We start from the raw sequence: 20,442 nt of genomic DNA, 5'->3' as shown, positions 1-20,442 counted from the left end.
TAAAACTAGCCATAAAGGAGAAGAGAGACATGGGAAATACTCGTAAAAAAGTTTCTGTTATCGGAGCAGGTTTTACCGGAGCTACAACTGCATTTTTAATCGCTCAAAAAGAGCTGGCAGACGTTGTTCTTGTTGACATTCCGCAATTGGAGAACCCGACAAAGGGAAAAGCGCTTGATATGCTTGAAGCAAGCCCGGTTCAAGGCTTTGACGCAAAAATTACGGGAACATCCAATTACGAGGATACAGCTGGCTCTGACATTGTTGTCATTACAGCCGGTATCGCAAGAAAACCTGGTATGAGCAGAGATGATCTGGTCTCTACAAACGAAAAGATTATGAGAAGCGTTACGCGGGAAATCGTGAAATATTCTCCTGACTCTATTATTGTGGTGCTGACAAATCCTGTTGATGCAATGACATACGCGGTGTACAAAGAATCAGGCTTCCCTAAAGAGCGTGTAATCGGCCAGTCCGGTGTGCTTGATACGGCAAGATTCAGAACATTTGTGGCAGAGGAATTAAACCTGTCAGTGAAAGATGTGACTGGTTTCGTACTCGGCGGACACGGTGACGATATGGTGCCGCTTGTGCGTTATTCTTATGCTGGCGGTATCCCGCTTGAAACTCTTATTCCGAAAGAACGGATTGACGCAATTGTGGAGCGCACTAGAAAAGGCGGAGGCGAAATCGTGAATCTTCTTGGAAACGGAAGCGCGTATTATGCGCCTGCGGCTTCTCTGACAGAAATGGTCGAAGCGATCTTGAAAGATCAGCGCCGCGTCCTTCCTACAATTGCTTATCTTGAAGGGGAATACGGCTATGAAGGCATCTACCTTGGTGTTCCTACAATTGTAGGCGGCAACGGTCTTGAGCAAATCATTGAACTTGAACTGACAGACTATGAAAGAGCGCAGCTGAATAAATCAGTTGAATCTGTCAAAAATGTCATGAAAGTATTATCCTAATAAAAAGAGAGAAAGGCTTGCTCAATACAGCCTTTCTCTTTTTACTATAAATGAAAGCGTTATCATAAACGTCTTTATTTCTTTTAAAAATGATGTAAAAGGCGAATTGTCGGAATGTCCTGCTTTCGCTAAAATAAAATCATGAAACATGTTAAGATGACATAAAATAGAGAAATAGGATGTCGGGGAATTATAATACTGGAGGCACAGCATGAACAAGAAAATTTTAGTTGTGGATGATGAAGAATCTATTGTTACTCTTTTACAGTACAATTTGGAACGGTCAGGCTATGATGTCATTACCGCCTCGGATGGGGAAGAAGCACTCAAAAAAGCGGAAACAGAGAAGCCTGATTTGATTGTGCTTGATGTGATGCTTCCAAAATTGGACGGAATCGAAGTATGCAAGCAGCTGAGACAGCAAAAACTGATGTTTCCCATTTTAATGCTGACAGCGAAGGATGAGGAATTCGACAAAGTATTAGGGCTTGAGCTCGGTGCTGATGATTATATGACCAAGCCGTTCAGTCCAAGGGAAGTAAATGCGAGAGTAAAAGCGATTTTAAGGCGTTCGGAAATGGCTGCGCCCTCTAGTGAGATGAAGAATGATGAAATGGAAGGCCAGATCGTAATTGGCGATCTGAAAATCCTGCCTGATCATTATGAAGCGTACTTTAAAGAAAGTCAGCTTGAACTGACACCGAAAGAATTCGAACTGCTGCTCTATTTAGGCAGACATAAAGGCAGAGTTCTGACAAGAGACCTGCTGCTGAGCGCAGTCTGGAATTATGATTTTGCCGGAGATACGAGAATTGTTGATGTGCACATCAGCCATCTTCGCGACAAAATTGAAAACAATACCAAAAAACCGATCTACATTAAAACGATTAGGGGATTGGGGTATAAACTGGAGGAGCCAAAAATGAATGAATAAATACCGTGTGCGCCTTTTTTCTGTATTCGTTGTCTGTATGATTCTGGTGTTTTGTGTCCTCGGGCTGTTTTTACAGCAGCTTTTTGAAACATCTGATCAAAGGAAAGCAGAGGAACACATTGAAAAAGAAGCAAAATACTTGGCTTCGCTTCTTGATGCCGGCAATCTGAATGATCAAGCAAATGAGAAAATCATTAAAGATGCAGGCGGCGCGCTTGATGTGAGCGCATCCGTTATCGATACAGACGGCAAGGTGCTGTATGGGTCAAACGGGAGAGCGGCTGATTCCCAAAAGGTGCAGGCGCTTGTTTCTGGACATGAGGGTATTCTGTCAACAACAGATAACAAGCTTTATTACGGACTTTCACTTAGAAGCGAAGGTGAAAAAACAGGATATGTGCTGCTTTCCGCCTCTGAAAAAAGCGACGGCTTAAAAGGCGAATTGTGGGGGATGCTGACGGCCAGTCTTTGTACCGCATTTATCGTCATTGTTTATTTTTATTCCAGCATGACCTCACGTTATAAAAGGTCAATTGAGTCAGCGACAAATGTAGCCACAGAACTCTCTAAGGGCAACTACGATGCACGGACGTACGGCGGCTATATTAGGCGTTCTGATAAGCTAGGACATGCGATGAACAGCCTTGCCATTGATCTGATGGAAATGACGCGAACGCAGGAAATGCAGCGGGATCGGCTGCTGACAGTCATTGAAAACATTGGCTCCGGGCTGATTATGATCGACGGAAGAGGCTTTATTAATCTCGTAAACAGGTCTTACGCCAAGCAGTTTCATATCAATCCGAATCATATGCTGCGCCGTCTTTATCACGATGCATTTGAACATGAAGAAGTGATCCAGCTTGTCGAAGACATTTTTATGACGGAGACAAAGAAATGCAAGCTGTTAAGACTTCCGATCAAAATAGAACGGCGTTATTTTGAAGTGGACGGCGTTCCGATTATGGGGCCGGACGATGAATGGAAAGGAATTGTGCTTGTTTTCCACGACATGACGGAAACAAAGAAATTAGAGCAGATGAGGAAGGATTTTGTGGCCAATGTTTCTCATGAGCTGAAAACGCCGATTACGTCCATAAAAGGGTTTACGGAGACGTTATTGGATGGGGCGATGGAGGACAAAGAGGCGCTTTCTGAATTTCTCTCTATTATTCTTAAGGAAAGCGAAAGGCTTCAGTCTTTGGTTCAGGATTTGCTCGATCTCTCAAAAATCGAGCAGCAAAATTTCACGCTCAGTATCGAAACGTTTGAGCCGGCCAAAATGCTTGGTGAGATTGAAACGCTTCTGAAGCATAAGGCGGATGAGAAAGGCATCTCCTTGCAACTGAATGTCCCGAAAGACCCTCAATATGTATCTGGTGACCCGTACAGGCTGAAACAGGTATTTCTTAATCTCGTAAACAATGCATTAACCTACACGCCTGAGGGGGGCTCCGTGGCTATCAATGTAAAGCCCAGAGAAAAAGACATTCAGATTGAGGTTGCCGATTCTGGAATCGGAATTCAGAAAGAAGAAATTCCGCGCATCTTTGAACGCTTTTACCGCGTAGATAAAGACAGAAGCAGGAATTCGGGCGGAACAGGGCTGGGCCTTGCGATTGTCAAGCATTTAATAGAGGCTCATGAAGGGAAAATTGATGTCACAAGCGAGCCTGGACGGGGAACTGTCTTTACCGTGACGCTGAAACGGGCCGCTGAAAAGTCCGCCTAATGTTTACAAAGGTTTAACAATATCTTCATGCACTGTTAAACCTACGCTGGTAGGATGTAGTAGAACCCCTTCATCCAAGGAGCCAATTTTGACGGCGGGAACCTATTTGTGTTCCCGTCCTTTTTTGTGTCTTCTCTTATAGTTCACGTATTTTCCTTTCAAATTGAACTTTGTTAAAATAAGAGGAGCTAATGACTATGTAAGAGATGAATGGAAGCCTGAGGCTTCTTAGGAGGAAATTGAATGACGGAACGAAAAAAATTAGTGCTTGTAGACGGAAACAGTCTGGCTTACCGGGCGTTTTTTGCATTGCCGCTGTTAAGCAATGATAAAGGTGTTCATACAAATGCTGTATACGGCTTTGCGATGATTTTGATGAAAATGCTTGAGGATGAAAAACCGACGCACATGCTGGTTGCGTTTGATGCCGGGAAAACAACATTTCGTCACGGCACATTTAAAGAATATAAAGGCGGCAGACAGAAAACCCCGCCTGAGCTTTCCGAACAAATGCCGTTTATCCGCGAGCTGCTGGATGCCTACCAGATCAGCCGCTATGAACTGGAACAATATGAAGCGGATGATATTATCGGCACACTGGCCAAATCGGCTGAAAAAGACGGATTTGAAGTAAAGGTTTTCTCAGGGGATAAGGATTTAACCCAGCTGGCAACGGACAAAACGACAGTTGCCATTACGAGAAAGGGAATTACCGATGTTGAATTTTACACACCGGAGCATGTCAAAGAGAAATACGGGCTTACGCCTGAACAAATCATTGACATGAAGGGTCTGATGGGCGATTCCTCAGATAATATCCCGGGTGTGCCCGGCGTCGGAGAAAAGACTGCGATTAAGCTTTTAAAACAATTTGATTCCGTTGAAAAGCTGCTGGAGTCCATTGACGAGGTGAGCGGAAAGAAATTGAAGGAAAAGCTTGAGGAGTTTAAGGATCAAGCATTGATGAGCAAGGAGCTTGCGACAATTATGACGGATGCTCCGATTGAGGTATCTGTTTCCGGCCTGGAATATCAAGGCTTTAATCGTGAACAGGTCATTGCCATCTTTAAAGATCTTGGCTTCAACACGCTTCTTGAACGGCTTGGAGAAGACAGTGCAGAAGCAGAACAGGATCAATCGTTGGAAGACATTAATGTCAAAACAGTCACAGACGTGACAAGCGATCTATTTGTTTCTCCATCCGCATTTGTCGTTGAACAGATTGGCGATAATTATCATGAAGAGCCGATTCTCGGATTTTCGATCGTAAATGAAATGGGAGCTTATTTCATTCCGAAAGACATTGCGGTTGAGTCTGAGGTGTTTAAAGAATGGGTGGAAAATGACGAGCAGAAGAAATGGGTCTTCGACAGCAAGCGGGCTGTTGTCGCTTTGCGCTGGCAGGGCATTGAGCTGAAAGGAGCCGAGTTTGATACGCTCCTTGCGGCTTATATCATCAACCCGGGCAATTCATATGACGACGTTGCGAGTGTGGCTAAGGATTACGGCCTGCATATCGTTTCAAGTGATGAATCAGTTTATGGAAAAGGAGCAAAACGGGCAGTGCCGTCAGAAGACGTACTGTCTGAGCACCTTGGCCGAAAAGCGTTAGCGATTCAAAGCCTTCGGGAAAAGCTCGTTCAGGAGCTGGAAAACAACGACCAGCTTGAACTGTTTGAAGAGCTGGAAATGCCTCTTGCGCTTATTCTCGGCGAAATGGAATCAACTGGCGTCAAGGTCGATGTTGACCGTTTAAAACGGATGGGTGAAGAACTGGGTGCGAAGCTGAAGGAATATGAAGAAAAAATCCATGAGATTGCGGGAGAGCCGTTTAACATCAATTCTCCGAAGCAGCTAGGCGTCATCTTATTTGAAAAGATCGGTCTTCCTGTCGTAAAGAAAACGAAAACAGGCTATTCTACGTCTGCTGATGTGCTTGAAAAGCTGGCTGACAAGCATGATATTGTCGACTATATTTTACAGTACAGACAAATTGGCAAGCTTCAATCAACATATATCGAAGGGCTTTTAAAGGTGACGAGACCGGATTCGCATAAAGTGCACACGCGATTTAACCAGGCCTTAACGCAAACTGGCCGTCTCAGCTCGACTGATCCGAACCTGCAAAACATTCCGATCAGGCTTGAGGAAGGGCGGAAAATTCGCCAAGCTTTTGTGCCGTCTGAAAAAGACTGGCTCATTTTTGCAGCCGATTATTCACAAATCGAGCTGCGGGTGCTTGCCCATATTTCAAAGGATGAAAATCTGATCGAAGCTTTTACAAATGATATGGATATTCACACGAAAACGGCAATGGATGTGTTCCATGTCGCTAAGGATGAAGTGACATCTGCGATGAGACGCCAGGCGAAAGCGGTCAACTTTGGCATTGTTTACGGGATCAGCGATTACGGTCTGTCACAGAACCTCGGCATTACCCGGAAGGAAGCGGGAGCATTTATCGACCGCTATCTGGAAAGCTTCCAAGGCGTAAAAGCGTACATGGAAGATTCAGTACAGGAAGCGAAGCAAAAAGGATACGTAACAACGCTTATGCATCGCCGCCGCTACATCCCTGAGCTGACGAGCCGGAACTTTAATATCCGAAGTTTTGCGGAGCGGACGGCCATGAATACGCCGATTCAAGGAAGCGCCGCTGATATTATCAAAAAAGCCATGATTGACATGGCTGCCAAGCTGAAAGAAAAAAAGTTGAAAGCAAGGCTTCTGCTTCAAGTACACGATGAATTGATTTTTGAGGCGCCAAAGGAAGAAATTGAAATTCTTGAAAAGCTTGTTCCTGAAGTGATGGAGCATGCGCTTGCATTAGATGTGCCGTTAAAGGTGGACTTTGCATCAGGCCCATCTTGGTACGATGCGAAATAAACAGAGATAGGAAGTGATGGATGTGCCGGAATTACCAGAGGTTGAGACGGTCCGGCGCACTCTGACCGGGCTTGTAAAGGGAAAAACAATCAAATCGGTAGAGATCAGATGGCCGAATATCATCAAACGGCCTGCCGAACCGGAGGAATTTGCGCGAAAACTAGCAGGAGAAACGATACAGTCCATCGGAAGACGAGGAAAGTTTTTACTGTTTCATTTAGATCATTATATTATGGTTTCTCACCTTCGAATGGAAGGAAAATACGGTCTTCATCAAGCCGAGGAGCCTGACGATAAACATGTGCATGTCATATTCACGATGACGGATGGAACCCAGCTTCGGTACAGGGATGTGCGGAAATTTGGAACCATGCACTTATTTAAACCGGGAGAAGAAGCGGGCGAGCTCCCGCTTTCTCAGTTAGGTCCGGAGCCGGATGCAGAAGAATTTACGAGTGCGTATTTAAAAGAACGGCTTGCGAAAACAAACCGCGCTGTCAAAACTGCCCTACTGGATCAAAAAACGGTAGTTGGACTAGGGAACATTTATGTGGATGAGGCTCTTTTCAGAGCGGGTGTCCATCCCGAGACAAAAGCAAATCAATTATCAGATAAAACAATCAAAACCCTTCACTCTGAAATCAAAAACACTCTGCAGGAGGCGATTGATGCGGGCGGAAGCACAGTCCGTTCATATATCAACTCCCAAGGGGAAATCGGAATGTTCCAGCTGCAGCATTTTGTCTACGGAAAAAAAGACGAGCCATGCAAAAATTGCGGAACGATGATTTCGAAAATTGTCGTTGGAGGAAGAGGCACGCATTTTTGCGCAAAGTGCCAGAAAAAAAAGTAGCATAATGCTTCATCGTCCAAGCTGTCGGTGCATATATCAGTAACTCTGTAATGGAGGATGCCATTTTCGAAACACGGATTTTTCACTTTCCCATATATATGATTGTGATGAATCCCGGGCATTTCACATCTGATACAAGAGCACCAACAGAAAGGAAGAAACGGATATGCAAATGGTTTCTATACTGCTGCTGGCGTTGGCTGTCAGCTTGGACAGTTTTTCAGTCGGATTTACGTACGGATTGAGAAAAATGAAAATACCGTTTAAAGCGATTTTGGTTATCGCCTGCTGTTCCGGTGCTGTCATGTTTATATCCATGCTGATCGGAAGCTTTCTCACGAAGTTTTTTCCTGTATATGTGACGGAGAAGCTTGGCGGTTTGATATTGGTTGGAATCGGTGCGTGGGTTCTGTATCAATTTTTCAAACCGGCAAAAGATAAAGAATACCTATTGCATGAAAAAACGCTGCTTAATTTAGAGGTTCGGTCATTAGGGATTGTGATTCATATTTTGAGAAAACCCATGAGTGCGGATATCGACAAATCGGGTGTGATCAACGGAATTGAGGCGGTCTTATTGGGATTTGCCTTATCGATTGATGCCTTTGGAGCAGGTATAGGCGCAGCCATTCTCGGTTTTTCGCCGATTGTGATGAGCATCGCCGTGGCAATCATGAGCTCGCTGTTTGTATCAATTGGAATCAATGCCGGCCATTTTCTGTCTAAGTGGAAATGGATCGATAAAATGGCGTTTTTGCCGGGGCTTCTATTAATCACGATTGGGCTCTGGAAATTGTAAAAAGGAGTGGATCTCTTGACCTTAGTCATTGGTTTAACGGGAGGAATAGCTAGCGGCAAAAGCACGGTAGCCAATATGCTGATTGAAAAAGGAATAACAGTTATAGATGCAGATATCATTGCAAAACAAGCGGTAGAAAAAGGGATGCCGGCCTACCGGCAAATCATTGACGAATTCGGTGAAGACATACTGCTCTCAAATGGCGATATAGATCGAAAAAAGCTTGGAGCGCTGGTATTTACAAATGAACAAAAGCGTCTCGCTTTAAATGCAATTGTTCATCCCGCAGTCAGGCAGGAAATGCTCAAGCGCCGGGATGAAGCCGTTGCAAATCGGGAGGCATTTGTTGTATTGGATATCCCGCTATTGTTCGAAAGCAAATTGGAATCATTGGTTGATAAAATTATTGTGGTCAGTGTGACAAAAGAGCTTCAACTGGAACGTCTGATGAAGCGCAATCAGCTGACGGAAGAAGAAGCAGTCAGCCGTATCCGCTCTCAAATGCCCTTAGAGGAAAAAACAGCAAGAGCAGATCAAGTCATTGATAACAGCGGCACGCTTGAAGAGACCAAAAGGCAGCTTGATGAAATCATGAACAGCTGGGCATAATACAAAAAACACCGTTCATATTGAACGGTGTTTTTTTGCCATTAAAAATCAAAGTTGTCCGGATCAGGACCGACGCGCAAGTTTTCATTCAGTGCATCGATTCGGTTCATGTCATCCTGCGTTAATTCAAAGTCAAATACGCTTGCATTTTCTTTAATGCGGTGTTCCTTCGTTGATTTAGGAATCGTAATGATGCCATGCTGCAGATCCCAGCGCAAAATAATTTGTGCGACAGATTTATTATATGTTTGAGCGATGTCAGCCAATACAGGGTGATCCAGCAGCTGTCCCTGCATTAAAGGTGACCAAGCCTCCATCTGGATGCCCTGATTTTGGCAGTATCTTATCAACTCTTTTTGTGTGAGGCGCGGGTGAAATTCCACTTGGTTAATCATAGGCTTAATTTCAGCTGCCGTCATCAGATCTTCAAGATGGTGAATTTGGAAGTTGCTTACGCCAATCGCTTTGATACGGCCTTCTTTATACAGCGTTTCAAGCGCTCTCCAAGCTTCTTTATACTTTCCTTCTACAGGCCAGTGGATGAGGTATAGATCCAAATAATCCAGACCGAGTTTGGACAGACTTGTTTCAAAAGCGGCGAGTGTTTCTTCGTAGCCTAAATCCGCATTCCATACTTTCGATGTGATAAACAGATCCTCTCTTGAAATGCCTGCTTCTTCAATGCCTTCCCGAATCCCTTCTCCGACTCCAGCTTCATTTCCATAGATTGCTGCAGTATCAATACTGCGGTACCCGTGAACAATGGCAGTTTTAACTGCGTTTACCAGTTCAGATCCTTCTTCCACTTGGAACACGCCGAGGCCGAACCAAGGCATTTCTACCCCATTATGAAGTGTTGCTTTTGTTTGTAAATGTGTTGTCATGTTCATTTCCTCCTTTAAAATTGTCAGGCTTCCTGCCGATCTCGTTTTTCCATCAAGCGGCTCCAGCCTGTTAAAATGACTGCACCGACCACCATTAATCCGCCTATCCAAGCGGTATGAATCAATCCGATTGAATCGGTGATCACACCGCCAAGGTATGACCCAAGCGCGATCCCTGCATTAAAGGCAGCGATATTCATCGCGGATGCGACGTCAACTGCACTCGGGACAAAACGCTCAGCCAGCATGACGACATACACCTGAAGGCCGGGCACGTTCATAAAGGCCAGCAATCCCATACAGAGAATGGTAATGAGCCCAGCTGCTTGATACGGGGCTGTAAATGTCAGTACGAATAGAACAATTGCCTGTACGATAAACATATAGAATAAAGCGGCAATTGGATTTCGGTTTGACAGCTTTCCGCCAATCATATTGCCGATAGCAATAGCTATTCCGTATCCGAGCAGAATCACTGCAACAGTCCCGGCTTTGAAGCCTGTTACTTCCTGAAGCAGGGGAGACAGATACGTGAACACAACGAATGTTCCTCCGTATCCAAGCGCTGTAATGACAAATAAAAGCAATAACCGGCTGTTTGTCACAAGCTTCAATTGATCCCGCATCGTTGTTTTCGTCCCTTTTCGTAATTTGGACGGTACAAGAATGCCATTTGTAATGAAAGCAATGATTCCGACGGCGATAATGACCATAAAGGCGAAACGCCAGCCGAACTGCTGGCCGATAAATGTCCCAAAAGGAACTCCGGTTACAGTTGCCACAGTGAGGCCAGTAAACATAATTGAAATCGCGCTAGCCCTTTTATCTTCCGGGACAATATCCGCTGCGATTGTCGAACCGATCGACATAAACACACCGTGCGAAAATGCCGATATCACACGTGCTGCTAGTAAAATCCCGATGCTTGAAGCGGTTGCTGCCATCGTATTACCGGCAATAAAAATAAACATGATCCAAAGCAATAGTGTCTTACGTGACATGCTTGAGGTCAATGAAGTTAATATAGGTGCCCCAAATGTAACGCCGAGCGCATAAAGGGAAACAGTCAATCCTGCTGTCGTGACGGGAATATCCAGGTCATCAGCAATGAGCGGCAAAAGGCCGACACTGATAAATTCAGTTGTCCCTATTGCGAATGCACTTACGGCCAAAGCCAGTAGTGCAGGAATACTGCTTTTATTGGCTGAAGTCATGATGTTCCTCCTTTGTAAGATGTGTTGTATGATTGAAATTCTGCCGAGTAAGCTATATAAATAAAAAAGAGCAGATTCAAATCAGCCGGCAAATGTGATTATGAAACATATCGTTAAGAAATAAAAGTACGTACTTTGAAGTGCTATAGTCACTTTTTGGTGCCTGTGAGGAGAATGGATTGTATGGAGAAGAAAAAATATAACATTTCTGTTGAAGCGACTCTTGAAGTGATCGGTGGAAAATGGAAATGCGTCATTTTATGCCATCTGACGCACGGAAAAAAACGCACAAGTGAATTAAAACGCCTAATGCCCAACATCACGCAAAAAATGCTGACTCAGCAGCTGCGCGAGCTGGAAGCGGACGGTGTCATTAACCGAATCGTATATAATCAAGTTCCTCCCAAAGTGGAATACGAGCTCAGCGAATACGGCCGCAGCTTAGAAGGGATTTTAGATATGCTGTGTGCTTGGGGAGCGAATCATATTAACAGAGTGTACGGGGATACATTTTCTGTGCTAGAAGAAAGTGTGCTCAATGATAAGTTAAAACAGGAATCATAAAGCATGAGGGCAGTCAGTGCGGAGCGCTGGCTGCTTTTTGGTTCTTACGCCTGATATTCTGTGCAAGAAAACATAAGATGCATCATAAATTAGCGTTATAATCGTTGATTTTTATCAATATGTACTGGCGAATTTGTTTTAATGTGTTATACTAATTTTAGATAGTAACAAATTAGGATGGCATAATTGATAAGGGGTGTCCAACATGAAGGTAAAAGTAGCGATCAACGGGTTTGGAAGAATCGGAAGAATGGTTTTTAGAAAAGCGATGTTAGACGATCAAATTCAAGTAGTGGCCATTAACGCCAGCTATTCCGCAGAAACGCTGGCTCATTTAATAAAGTATGACACAATTCACGGCAGATACGACAAAGAGGTTGTGGCTGGTGAAGACAGCCTGATCGTAAATGGAAAGAAAGTGCTTTTGTTAAACAGCCGTGATCCAAAACGGCTGCCTTGGCGGGAATATGATATTGACATAGTCGTCGAAGCAACAGGGAAGTTTAATGCTAAAGATAAAGCGATGGGCCATATAGAAGCAGGCGCAAAAAAAGTGATTTTGACCGCTCCGGGAAAAAATGAAGACGTTACCATTGTGATGGGCGTAAATGAGGACCAATTTGACGCTGAGCGCCACGTCATTATTTCAAATGCGTCATGCACGACAAACTGCCTTGCGCCTGTTGTAAAAGTGCTGGATGAAGAGTTTGGCATTGAGAGCGGTCTGATGACTACAGTTCATGCGTATACGAATGACCAAAAAAATATTGATAACCCGCACAAAGATTTGCGCCGGGCGCGGGCTTGCGGTGAATCCATCATTCCGACGACAACAGGAGCGGCAAAGGCGCTTTCACTTGTGCTGCCGCATCTGAAAGGAAAACTTCACGGCCTCGCCTTGCGTGTCCCTGTTCCGAACGTCTCATTGGTTGATCTCGTTGTTGATCTGAAAACGGATGTTACGGCTGAAGAAGTAAACGAGGCATTTAAACGCGCTGCCAAAACGTCGATGTACGGTGTACTTGATTACTCAGATGAACCGCTCGTTTCGACTGATTATAATACGAATCCGCATTCAGCGGTCATTGACGGGCTTACAACAATGGTAATGGAAGACAGAAAAGTAAAGGTGCTGGCGTGGTATGACAACGAATGGGGCTACTCCTGCAGAGTTGTTGATCTGATCCGCCATGTAGCGGCACGAATGAAACATCCGTCTGCTGTATAAAATAAGGTCATGGACACATTTTAAAGAAAAAACCCTTAACAGCATATTTCTGAAAAAACGCACCTTGCAAATTAGACTTAAACACAGTATACTATTTTTCGTGAACTTCTTGCTTGAGACTGTTTCGGAATTACTTAAAGGGTTAGGACCTCTCCGGACTAACTTTCCCCCGTGGTAAATGGCCGACCCAGTTGTTGGAATTTCACTTTTTAATTCTTGTTAAGGGGGGTCCATGACTATGGAAACAATGGGGCGTCACGTTATCTCCGAGCTATGGGGATGCGATTTTGATAAGCTGAATGACATGGATTTTATTGAAAAAACGTTTGTAAATGCTGCTCTAAAATCAGGTGCTGAGGTGCGCGAGGTTGCATTTCACAAATTTGCACCGCAAGGCGTAAGCGGTGTTGTGATTATTTCTGAATCACACTTAACGATTCACAGTTTTCCTGAGCACGGATATGCGAGCATTGATGTTTATACTTGTGGAGACTTAGATCCTAATGTCGCTGCTGATTACATTGCAGAGGCATTACATGCTGATACAAGAGAAAACATTGAAATACCAAGAGGAATGGGGCCTGTGCAAATTAAACAGGCGCAAGCGAAAGTACTATAAAGTAAAATGCGAACACAAAGGGAGCTGAAGCTAGAAAGCCATTATGCGCTTTTTAGCTTATGCTCCTTTTATTTTTATAAAGAAACGAGAGTGTCAGCTTTTTCTTTTTTCATTTTTTTTGTAAAATAAGAGAGAGATTTTCACAAACCACCTAATGCTATAGAAACAAATTTAACAACGGCTCTCCCGACAGATGCTGTCACATCTATTTTTAAAAGGCGGAGGCTGCTGAAAATACATTGCAGGGAACGATATAGTTGGGAGCTGATTTTATTGAAATGTCCTTCATGCCAGCATAACGGAACACGAGTCCTTGATTCACGGCCTGTGGATGACGGAAAGTCGATTCGCCGAAGACGCGAGTGCGAATCCTGCCACTACCGGTTTACGACCTTTGAGAAAGTGGAGGAAACCCCGCTCATCGTCGTGAAAAAAGAAGGTGTGCGTGAGGAATTCAGCAGAGAAAAAATGCTGCGCGGCCTCATAAAAGCATGTGAAAAAAGGCCTGTTTCACTCAAAACGCTTGAAGACATGTGCTTTGATATTGAAAAAGAGCTTCGCAATCAAGGCTGTTCCGAGGTGAAGAGTGAGCTCGTCGGAGAAATGGTCATGGACCGGCTGGCTAAGATTGACGAAGTCGCATATGTGCGGTTCGCGTCCGTCTATCGGCAGTTTAAAGATATAAACGTCTTTATCGATGAATTAAAAGACTTAATAAAGAAAGAGCGTTAAAAGAGCTAAGAGGATTCTTCTAGCTCTTTTCTCATGTGCAAAATTGGCATTTGATAGATATAAGAAACGGTGTAAAATGAAAGGTAGAAACAAATTCGGAAGGTTTGAGAATGTATGGCTGACTATTGGAAAGATGTACTGCCTGTAGACCCGTATGTGGTTAAAAGCAGATCGATGCTGCAGGATGTTGACAGACAAATTATTACACAACTGTACCAGCCCTTAATCGGCCCTGTTGCATTCTCTCTTTATATGACATTGTGGGGAGAGCTTGAACAAAACCGTCTGTGGGGCGGAGAGTCCACACATAGACAGCTGATGGGGATGACACAGTCCAACTTAAAAACGATCCATCAGGAACAGGGGAAGCTCGAGGGCATCGGATTGCTGAAAGTATATATGAAAGAATCCGAGCGGCAGGAGCGCCTCTTTATATATGAACTCCTTCCGCCGCTCAGACCAAATGAATTTTTTGAAGACGGAATGCTGAATGTTTTTCTGTATAATAGAGTCGGAAAAACGAAATATCAGCAATTAAAACAATTTTTTACGCACCCGGCCATTTCAGAAGATGCGAAGGACATTACGCGGCCGTTTAATCACGCGTTTGAATCGCTGCAGCCGAGTGAATGGAAGCTCACATCCGATATGGAGGAAACGGTAAGGCTTGCCGAGGGGACCGAGTATACTTCTGTCGGACAGGCTCCGTCCTACACCATAACGGAGGATGTGTTTGATTTTGATTTGTTTTTAGCAGGACTTTCTGAGACGATGATTCCGAGAAAAGCGATGACCCAGCAGGTGCGGGACACAATCAAAAAGCTTTCTTACCTGTACGGAATTGACCCTTTGCAAATGCAAAACGTTGTGATGAGCGCAATTGATGAGCGTGACGTCATTACGACGGAGGCTTTAAGAAAAGCGGCGAGCGACTGGTATCAAATTGAAAGAAACGGACAGCTGCCCGATTTGGTGGAAAAAACACAGCCGGTGCATCTGCGTGAAGGCGAAAAACCGGCAGAAGAGGATTCTCTGGATGGGAAGCTGATCGCATTGCTGGAGGCGATTTCCCCGAAGAAGCTTCTGCAGGACATTGCTGACGGAACAGAGCCGTCAAAAGCTGATCTGAAGATCATAGAAGAAATTATGTTCGAACAGAAGCTCGAGCCAGGCGTCACAAATGTGTTAATTTATTATGTCATGCTGAAAACCGACATGAAGCTGTCCAAAAACTATATCCAAAAAATCGCTTCGCATTGGGCACGCAAAAAGGTAAAAACGGTCAGGGAAGCGATGAAGCTCGCAATAGAAGAAAACCGCCAGTACCTTGAATGGGCTGAAGGAAAAACAAAGTCTTCGAAACGAAACCAAAAAGTGATTCGTGAAGAAAAGCTTCCTGATTGGATGACAGAAAAGGAAACAGCGTCCGATTCAGAATCCGGACAGCAGAAGCTGCATCCGCAGGATTTGGAAGAACAGAAGAAAAAGATGATGGAAGAAATGCAAAAACTGAAAAAATACTCTGCCTATTAAAGACAGAGATGCGGGGTGAAGGAATAGATGGAACCAATCGGCCGTTCCCTGCAGGGCGTAACCGGCAGGCCGGATTTCCAAAAACGTCTTGAACAAATGAAGGAAAAAGTCATGAAAGATCAAGATGTTCAAGCATTTTTGAAGGAAAACGAAGAAGTGATTGACCAAAAAATGATCGAAAAGAGCTTAAATAAGCTTTATGAATATATCGAACAAAGCAAGAATTGCTCCTATTGTTCGGAAGATGAAAACTGCAACAATTTGTTGGAGGGCTACCATCCGAAGCTTGTTGTCAATGGGCGGTCTATTGATATCGAGTATTATGAATGTCCAGTCAAACGGAAGCTCGACCAGCAGAAGAAACAAAAGTCTCTTATGAGAAGCATGTATATCCAGCAGGATCTTCTCGGAGCGACGTTCCAGCAAGTCGATATTAGTGACCCGAGCAGGCTCGCGATGTTCCAGCATGTTACAGACTTCCTGAAAAGCTATAATGAGACGGGAAAAGGGAAAGGATTATATTTATACGGGAAATTCGGGGTAGGAAAAACGTTTATGCTCGCTGCGATTGCCAATGAGCTGGCGGAAAAAGAGTATTCTTCCATGATTGTCTATGTGCCTGAATTTGTGAGAGAGCTTAAGAATTCGCTGCAAGACCAGACATTGGAAGAGAAGCTCAATATGGTAAAGACCACACCCGTATTGATGCTTGATGACATCGGAGCAGAATCAATGACAAGCTGGGTAAGGGATGAAGTCATCGGAACGGTGCTTCAGCACAGAATGTCCCAGCAGCTGCCTACTTTCTTTTCTTCTAATTTCTCACCTGACGAGCTGAAGCATCATTTTACGTATTCGCAAAGGGGGGAAAAGGAAGAAGTAAAAGCGGCAAGATTAATGGAGCGGATATTATATTTGGCTGCTCCGATCCGCCTTGACGGAGAAAACCGCCGCCATCAGTAACTGCTGCGGTTCAAAGGGGAAGGAACTGAGGGTATGAATCGAAAAACCGCTTTTAAATGGCTGGCAGTGCTGGCAGGTGCAGGTTTAATCTTTTGGGGAAATAAAATATATTTGAATGTATCGCCGAAAGAGATCAGGGTATGGGTATTGTCGTTCGGAGTCTTTGCACCTTTGATGTTTATCGGGATATCCATCGTCAGGCCACTTGTTTTATTTCCGGTGTCTGTTATTTCAATAGCTGGCGGACTTGCGTTTGGCCCGCTTCTCGGCACGCTTTATACGTTATTCGGTTCGATGTGCGCTTCAGCTGTTTCGTTTTTTGCGGCCGGTTTGTTTGCGGCGAAAAAGAACGGGCATTACGAAAGGCTTGAAGCCATACAGAAGCAAATGGAAGATAACGGATTTTTCTATATCTTTCTTTTGAGAATCCTGCCGATCAATTTTGATTTCGTCAGCTATGCGGCAGGCCTTTCCAATGTCAAAGCGCTGCCGTATTTTGCGGCAACGGCTGTGGGAATCATCCCTGGGACCATTGCGCTGAATGTTCTGGGAGCAAGCTTTTTGACTGGCAATCTGCCAGCTTTCTTACTTGTCCTCGCTCTATATATCGTGTTTATCTCGCTGCCATTTATCTTCAGAAAGAAAATGCAAAACTTGTTCCAGGAATCAAATTAAGATTTGCCAATGACCTTTACGTCTATTTTAAAAACATCCCCCATATACTTGTAACAGATGCCGTAAGGGGGGACAAACATGCTTGAAATAATCTTTGAAGATGACCATGATGCAGCCGCTTTTTTACATCTCATTCAGCATTCGGACGATCGGAACAATATCATTGTCCGTGAAGGCATACGAAAAATCGGGATTGAAAAAGCGAATCCGGCTTTTCCTATTCAGCGTTTTATGGAGCCGATTCTGGTCAAATTTTTTTTGGAATGCAAAGAAGACGAGCATATGCTGTCATTGATTGAGGAAACGTATTGTTTCACGGATCAGGATGAACAGCAGCAAATCCTTCAGCTCGCACACAGTATTATTGAAGGTGAAGCAGACGATCTTCCGTTTGAGCCGCTAAAGCTTTCACGGAAACAATCTATTTTGGATGAACTTCAAACGATCTGTTTAGAGGAAGGAGTATTTTACATTCGCTCCTTTCAGACCTTCCGACTTGGATCATACTATAAGCAGCTGAGAGATATTACAGAAGCAGCGATTGATGAATATAAGATGGAACAGGAATATCAAAACTTTATTCAAACACTCAGAGACTATGTGAACGCCAAACAGCCGCGAATCAAAAAAGTGCATATTGTCCATGATGGTTCCTTTACATTATGGGAGCTGCGCTATGTGCCGGAACGGGAAAAAATGAAATACATAGACAGAAGATTTGTCCGGGATCATCCTATGTATATTGATTCTCATTTGCTCGCGCCGCTGATTTCTATTGCACCTGATGAAGTCGTGCTTTATACCGACCATCCCGAGCACATGATGGCAAGGACCATTCAAAACGTATTTCAAGAGAGAGTGGAAATGCTCCCGCTGCATGCTTTTACAGATGCAGAAATACCGGTGAAGCACTCGGAAGGATGAGGGCCGGCAGCCTGTCTATATAAGGCTGTCGGTTTAAAAAAGGAAACGCGATCGTGTTGATTTTTTGGATTGAACAATTTATAATACATAGGAGATTAAGAAAGACACACGTATTGATAAGGACACGAAGGAATGATACCAGCTCAAAGAGAGGGAAGCCCTGGCTGCAAGCTTCCCAGCTAAGGACCATTCGCTTTACCGCCTTTGAACTTCAGCTGTGAACCTCTTGAAAAGGAACAGTAATGGCTGACGGGAACTCCCGTTACAGAGCTTAGAGCCGCAGGTGCCGTATTGGCTTTGCGGAAAAAAGGGTGGAACCACGATTCCGTTTATTCAACCTCGTCCCTTTCATAGGGGGCGGGGTTTTTATATGCAAAAAAAGGAGTGACAAAGATGTCAGATATGGTAAAAATCACATTTCCTGATGGAGCAGTCAAGGAGTTTGCGAAAGGAACAACAACAGAAGATATCGCGGCATCCATCAGTCCGGGATTAAAGAAAAAATCATTAGCCGGAAAACTGAACGGAAAAGAAATCGATTTGAGAACGCCGATCAATGAAGACGGTACAGTGGAAATCATTACAGAAGGCTCAGAAGAAGGTCTTCAAATTATGCGCCACAGTACGGCTCACTTGCTGGCTCAAGCGATTAAACGCATCTACAAGGATGTTAAATTCGGCGTCGGTCCGGTTATCGAAAACGGGCTTTACTACGATGTAGAAATGGACGAAGCGATTACACCGGAGGATCTGCCGAAAATCGAGAAAGAAATGAAAAAAATCATTAATGCGAACCTTCCGATCATTCGAAAAGAAGTCAGCCGTGAAGAAGCGAAAGCCCGTTTTGCGGAAATCGGCGACGACCTGAAGCTTGAACTATTGGATGCGATTCCTGAAGGAGAAACCGTTTCGATCTATGAGCAAGGCGAATTCTTTGACCTGTGCCGCGGCGTCCATGTTCCTTCAACCGGAAAAATCAAAGAATTTAAGTTGTTAAGCCTTGCTGGCGCATACTGGCGCGGTGACAGCAAAAACCAAATGCTTCAGCGCGTATATGGTACAGCTTTCTTCAAAAAAGCTGATCTTGAAGAGCATCTTCGTATGCTAGAAGAAGCGAAAGAACGCGACCACAGAAAGCTCGGCAAAGAATTAAAGCTGTTTGCGAACTCTCAAAAAGTCGGACAAGGCCTGCCGCTTTGGCTGCCAAAAGGCGCGACAATCCGCCGCGTCATCGAGCGTTACATTGTCGATAAAGAAATCAGCCTCGGCTATGAGCACGTATACACACCTGTGCTTGGGAGCAAAGAGCTGTATGAAACATCAGGACACTGGGATCATTATCAGGAAGGCATGTTCCCTCCGATGGAAATGGACAATGAAACACTTGTATTGCGTCCGATGAACTGCCCGCACCATATGATGATTTACAAACAAGACATTCACAGTTACCGCGAGCTTCCGATTCGTATTGCGGAGCTTGGAACGATGCACCGCTATGAAATGTCAGGTGCGCTGTCAGGGCTTCAACGGGTACGCGGGATGACGTTAAATGATGCACACATCTTTGTGCGCCCGGATCAAATTAAGGATGAGTTTATCCGTACAGTCCGTTTAATCCAGGATGTATATGAAGACTTCGGTTTAAGTGATTACACATTCCGTCTGTCTTACCGCGATCCGGAAGATACAGAGAAATATTTTGATGATGATGAAATGTGGAACAAAGCGCAATCCATGCTGAAAGAGGCAATGGACGAAATCGGCCACGACTATTACGAAGCAGAAGGTGAAGCGGCATTCTACGGTCCTAAACTTGATGTTCAGGTGAAAACTGCGATCGGAAAAGAAGAAACACTGTCTACGGTTCAGCTTGATTTCTTATTGCCGGAACGTTTCGACCTGACATACATCGGTGAGGACGGCAAGCAGCACCGTCCGGTTGTGATTCACAGAGGTGTCGTTTCAACAATGGAACGCTTTGTTGCCTTCTTAATCGAAGAACACAAAGGCGCGCTGCCAACATGGCTTGCACCGGTTCAGTTCCAAGTCATCCCGGTTTCTCCGGCTGTGCATTTAGACTACGCGAAAAAAGTGCAGGAACGCCTGCAGCGTGAAGGTCTGCGTGTTGAAGTCGACAGCCGCGATGAAAAAATCGGCTACAAAATCCGTGAAGCGCAAATGCAAAAAATCCCGTACATGCTGGTGGTCGGTGACCAAGAAGCAGAAAACAGCGCGGTAAACGTGCGTAAATACGGAGAACAGAACTCTGAAACGATTTCTCTTGATGAGTTTGTGAAAAAGGCAGTAGCTGAAGCGAAAAAATAA

Annotated in this window: 17 protein-coding genes and 1 pseudogene; 16 read left to right on the top strand and 2 right to left on the bottom strand. The window is 44.4% G+C overall.

The features are described from left to right. Nucleotides 1–29: 29 nt before the first annotated feature. The 7 genes and pseudogenes from mdh to coaE all read left to right on the top strand — a co-directional run bounded on the left by mdh (nt 30) and on the right by coaE (nt 8,781). Nucleotides 30–968: a malate dehydrogenase gene (gene mdh, locus ACZ07B_RS05820; protein ID WP_003237775.1), complete on the top strand. Its 939-nt coding sequence runs from the start codon at nt 30–32 to the stop codon at nt 966–968. A 211-nt stretch (nt 969–1,179) separates the two neighbouring features. Next, complete coding sequence (phoP, locus tag ACZ07B_RS05815; protein WP_014477634.1) at nt 1,180–1,902, top strand: two-component system response regulator PhoP; 723 nt, start codon at nt 1,180–1,182, stop codon at nt 1,900–1,902. Continuing rightward, the gene (gene phoR / locus ACZ07B_RS05810) at nt 1,895–3,634 is read left to right on the top strand and encodes a sensory box histidine kinase PhoR (RefSeq protein ID WP_046160730.1); all 1,740 of its coding nucleotides are present in this window, start codon (nt 1,895–1,897) and stop codon (nt 3,632–3,634) included. Before phoP ends, phoR begins: the two co-directional genes overlap by 8 nt. 243 nt (nt 3,635–3,877) lie before the next feature. After that, the gene (gene polA / locus ACZ07B_RS05805; protein ID WP_464876995.1) at nt 3,878–6,520 is read left to right on the top strand and encodes a DNA polymerase I; all 2,643 of its coding nucleotides are present in this window, start codon (nt 3,878–3,880) and stop codon (nt 6,518–6,520) included. 22 nt (nt 6,521–6,542) lie between these two features. Then, entirely contained in the window at nt 6,543–7,373 is an 831-nt protein-coding gene (gene mutM, locus ACZ07B_RS05800; RefSeq protein ID WP_181217334.1) for a DNA-formamidopyrimidine glycosylase, read from the top strand. 148 nt (nt 7,374–7,521) lie between these two features. Further along, nucleotides 7,522–8,172: pseudogene (gene ytaF, locus ACZ07B_RS05795) on the top strand (sporulation membrane protein YtaF); the annotation flags it as partial. A gap of 15 nt (nt 8,173–8,187) precedes the next feature. Beyond that, the gene (gene coaE / locus ACZ07B_RS05790) at nt 8,188–8,781 is read left to right on the top strand and encodes a dephospho-CoA kinase (RefSeq protein WP_064911657.1); all 594 of its coding nucleotides are present in this window, start codon (nt 8,188–8,190) and stop codon (nt 8,779–8,781) included. 41 nt (nt 8,782–8,822) lie between these two features. On the opposite strand, the gene ytbE is transcribed toward coaE, so the two are convergent. After that, entirely contained in the window at nt 8,823–9,665 is an 843-nt protein-coding gene (gene ytbE, locus ACZ07B_RS05785) for an aldo/keto reductase YtbE (RefSeq protein ID WP_464876994.1), read from the bottom strand. Nucleotides 9,666–9,688: 23 nt separating this feature from the next. Further along, nucleotides 9,689–10,879 carry an MFS transporter gene (locus ACZ07B_RS05780; protein WP_015483547.1) on the bottom strand — a complete coding sequence of 397 codons (1,191 nt, stop codon included), beginning with the start codon at nt 10,877–10,879 and terminating at the stop codon, nt 9,689–9,691. 183 nt (nt 10,880–11,062) lie between these two features. On the opposite strand from ACZ07B_RS05780, the gene ACZ07B_RS05775 reads away from it, so the two are divergent. The 9 genes from ACZ07B_RS05775 to thrS all read left to right on the top strand — a co-directional run bounded on the left by ACZ07B_RS05775 (nt 11,063) and on the right by thrS (nt 20,442). After that, the gene (locus ACZ07B_RS05775) at nt 11,063–11,443 is read left to right on the top strand and encodes a winged helix-turn-helix transcriptional regulator (protein WP_003229458.1); all 381 of its coding nucleotides are present in this window, start codon (nt 11,063–11,065) and stop codon (nt 11,441–11,443) included. A 205-nt stretch (nt 11,444–11,648) separates the two neighbouring features. After that, complete coding sequence (locus ACZ07B_RS05770; RefSeq protein WP_445603625.1) at nt 11,649–12,671, top strand: glyceraldehyde-3-phosphate dehydrogenase; 1,023 nt, start codon at nt 11,649–11,651, stop codon at nt 12,669–12,671. Between the two features lie 238 nt (nt 12,672–12,909). Then, nucleotides 12,910–13,290: an adenosylmethionine decarboxylase gene (gene speD, locus ACZ07B_RS05765; RefSeq protein ID WP_003223584.1), complete on the top strand. Its 381-nt coding sequence runs from the start codon at nt 12,910–12,912 to the stop codon at nt 13,288–13,290. Between the two features lie 273 nt (nt 13,291–13,563). Beyond that, nucleotides 13,564–14,022 carry a transcriptional regulator NrdR gene (gene nrdR, locus ACZ07B_RS05760; RefSeq protein ID WP_003223586.1) on the top strand — a complete coding sequence of 153 codons (459 nt, stop codon included), beginning with the start codon at nt 13,564–13,566 and terminating at the stop codon, nt 14,020–14,022. A gap of 114 nt (nt 14,023–14,136) precedes the next feature. Continuing rightward, nucleotides 14,137–15,555, top strand: coding sequence for a replicative helicase loading/DNA remodeling protein DnaB (gene dnaB / locus ACZ07B_RS05755; RefSeq protein ID WP_042974999.1), 1,419 nt, complete (start codon nt 14,137–14,139; stop codon nt 15,553–15,555). Between the two features lie 27 nt (nt 15,556–15,582). Beyond that, complete coding sequence (dnaI, locus tag ACZ07B_RS05750) at nt 15,583–16,518, top strand: primosomal protein DnaI (RefSeq protein ID WP_130572680.1); 936 nt, start codon at nt 15,583–15,585, stop codon at nt 16,516–16,518. 33 nt (nt 16,519–16,551) lie between these two features. Then, the gene (locus ACZ07B_RS05745; RefSeq protein ID WP_134156539.1) at nt 16,552–17,193 is read left to right on the top strand and encodes a TVP38/TMEM64 family protein; all 642 of its coding nucleotides are present in this window, start codon (nt 16,552–16,554) and stop codon (nt 17,191–17,193) included. Nucleotides 17,194–17,271: 78 nt separating this feature from the next. Continuing rightward, complete coding sequence (gene ytxC / locus ACZ07B_RS05740) at nt 17,272–18,117, top strand: putative sporulation protein YtxC (RefSeq protein ID WP_326210197.1); 846 nt, start codon at nt 17,272–17,274, stop codon at nt 18,115–18,117. Nucleotides 18,118–18,510: 393 nt separating this feature from the next. After that, complete coding sequence (gene thrS, locus ACZ07B_RS05735; protein ID WP_464876993.1) at nt 18,511–20,442, top strand: threonine--tRNA ligase; 1,932 nt, start codon at nt 18,511–18,513, stop codon at nt 20,440–20,442.

The sequence above is a fragment of the Bacillus sp. 9.4 genome (genome assembly GCF_055486415.1).
Note: the sequence above shows the minus strand (reverse complement) of the source record. Positions and strands in the feature narration are given on the sequence as shown.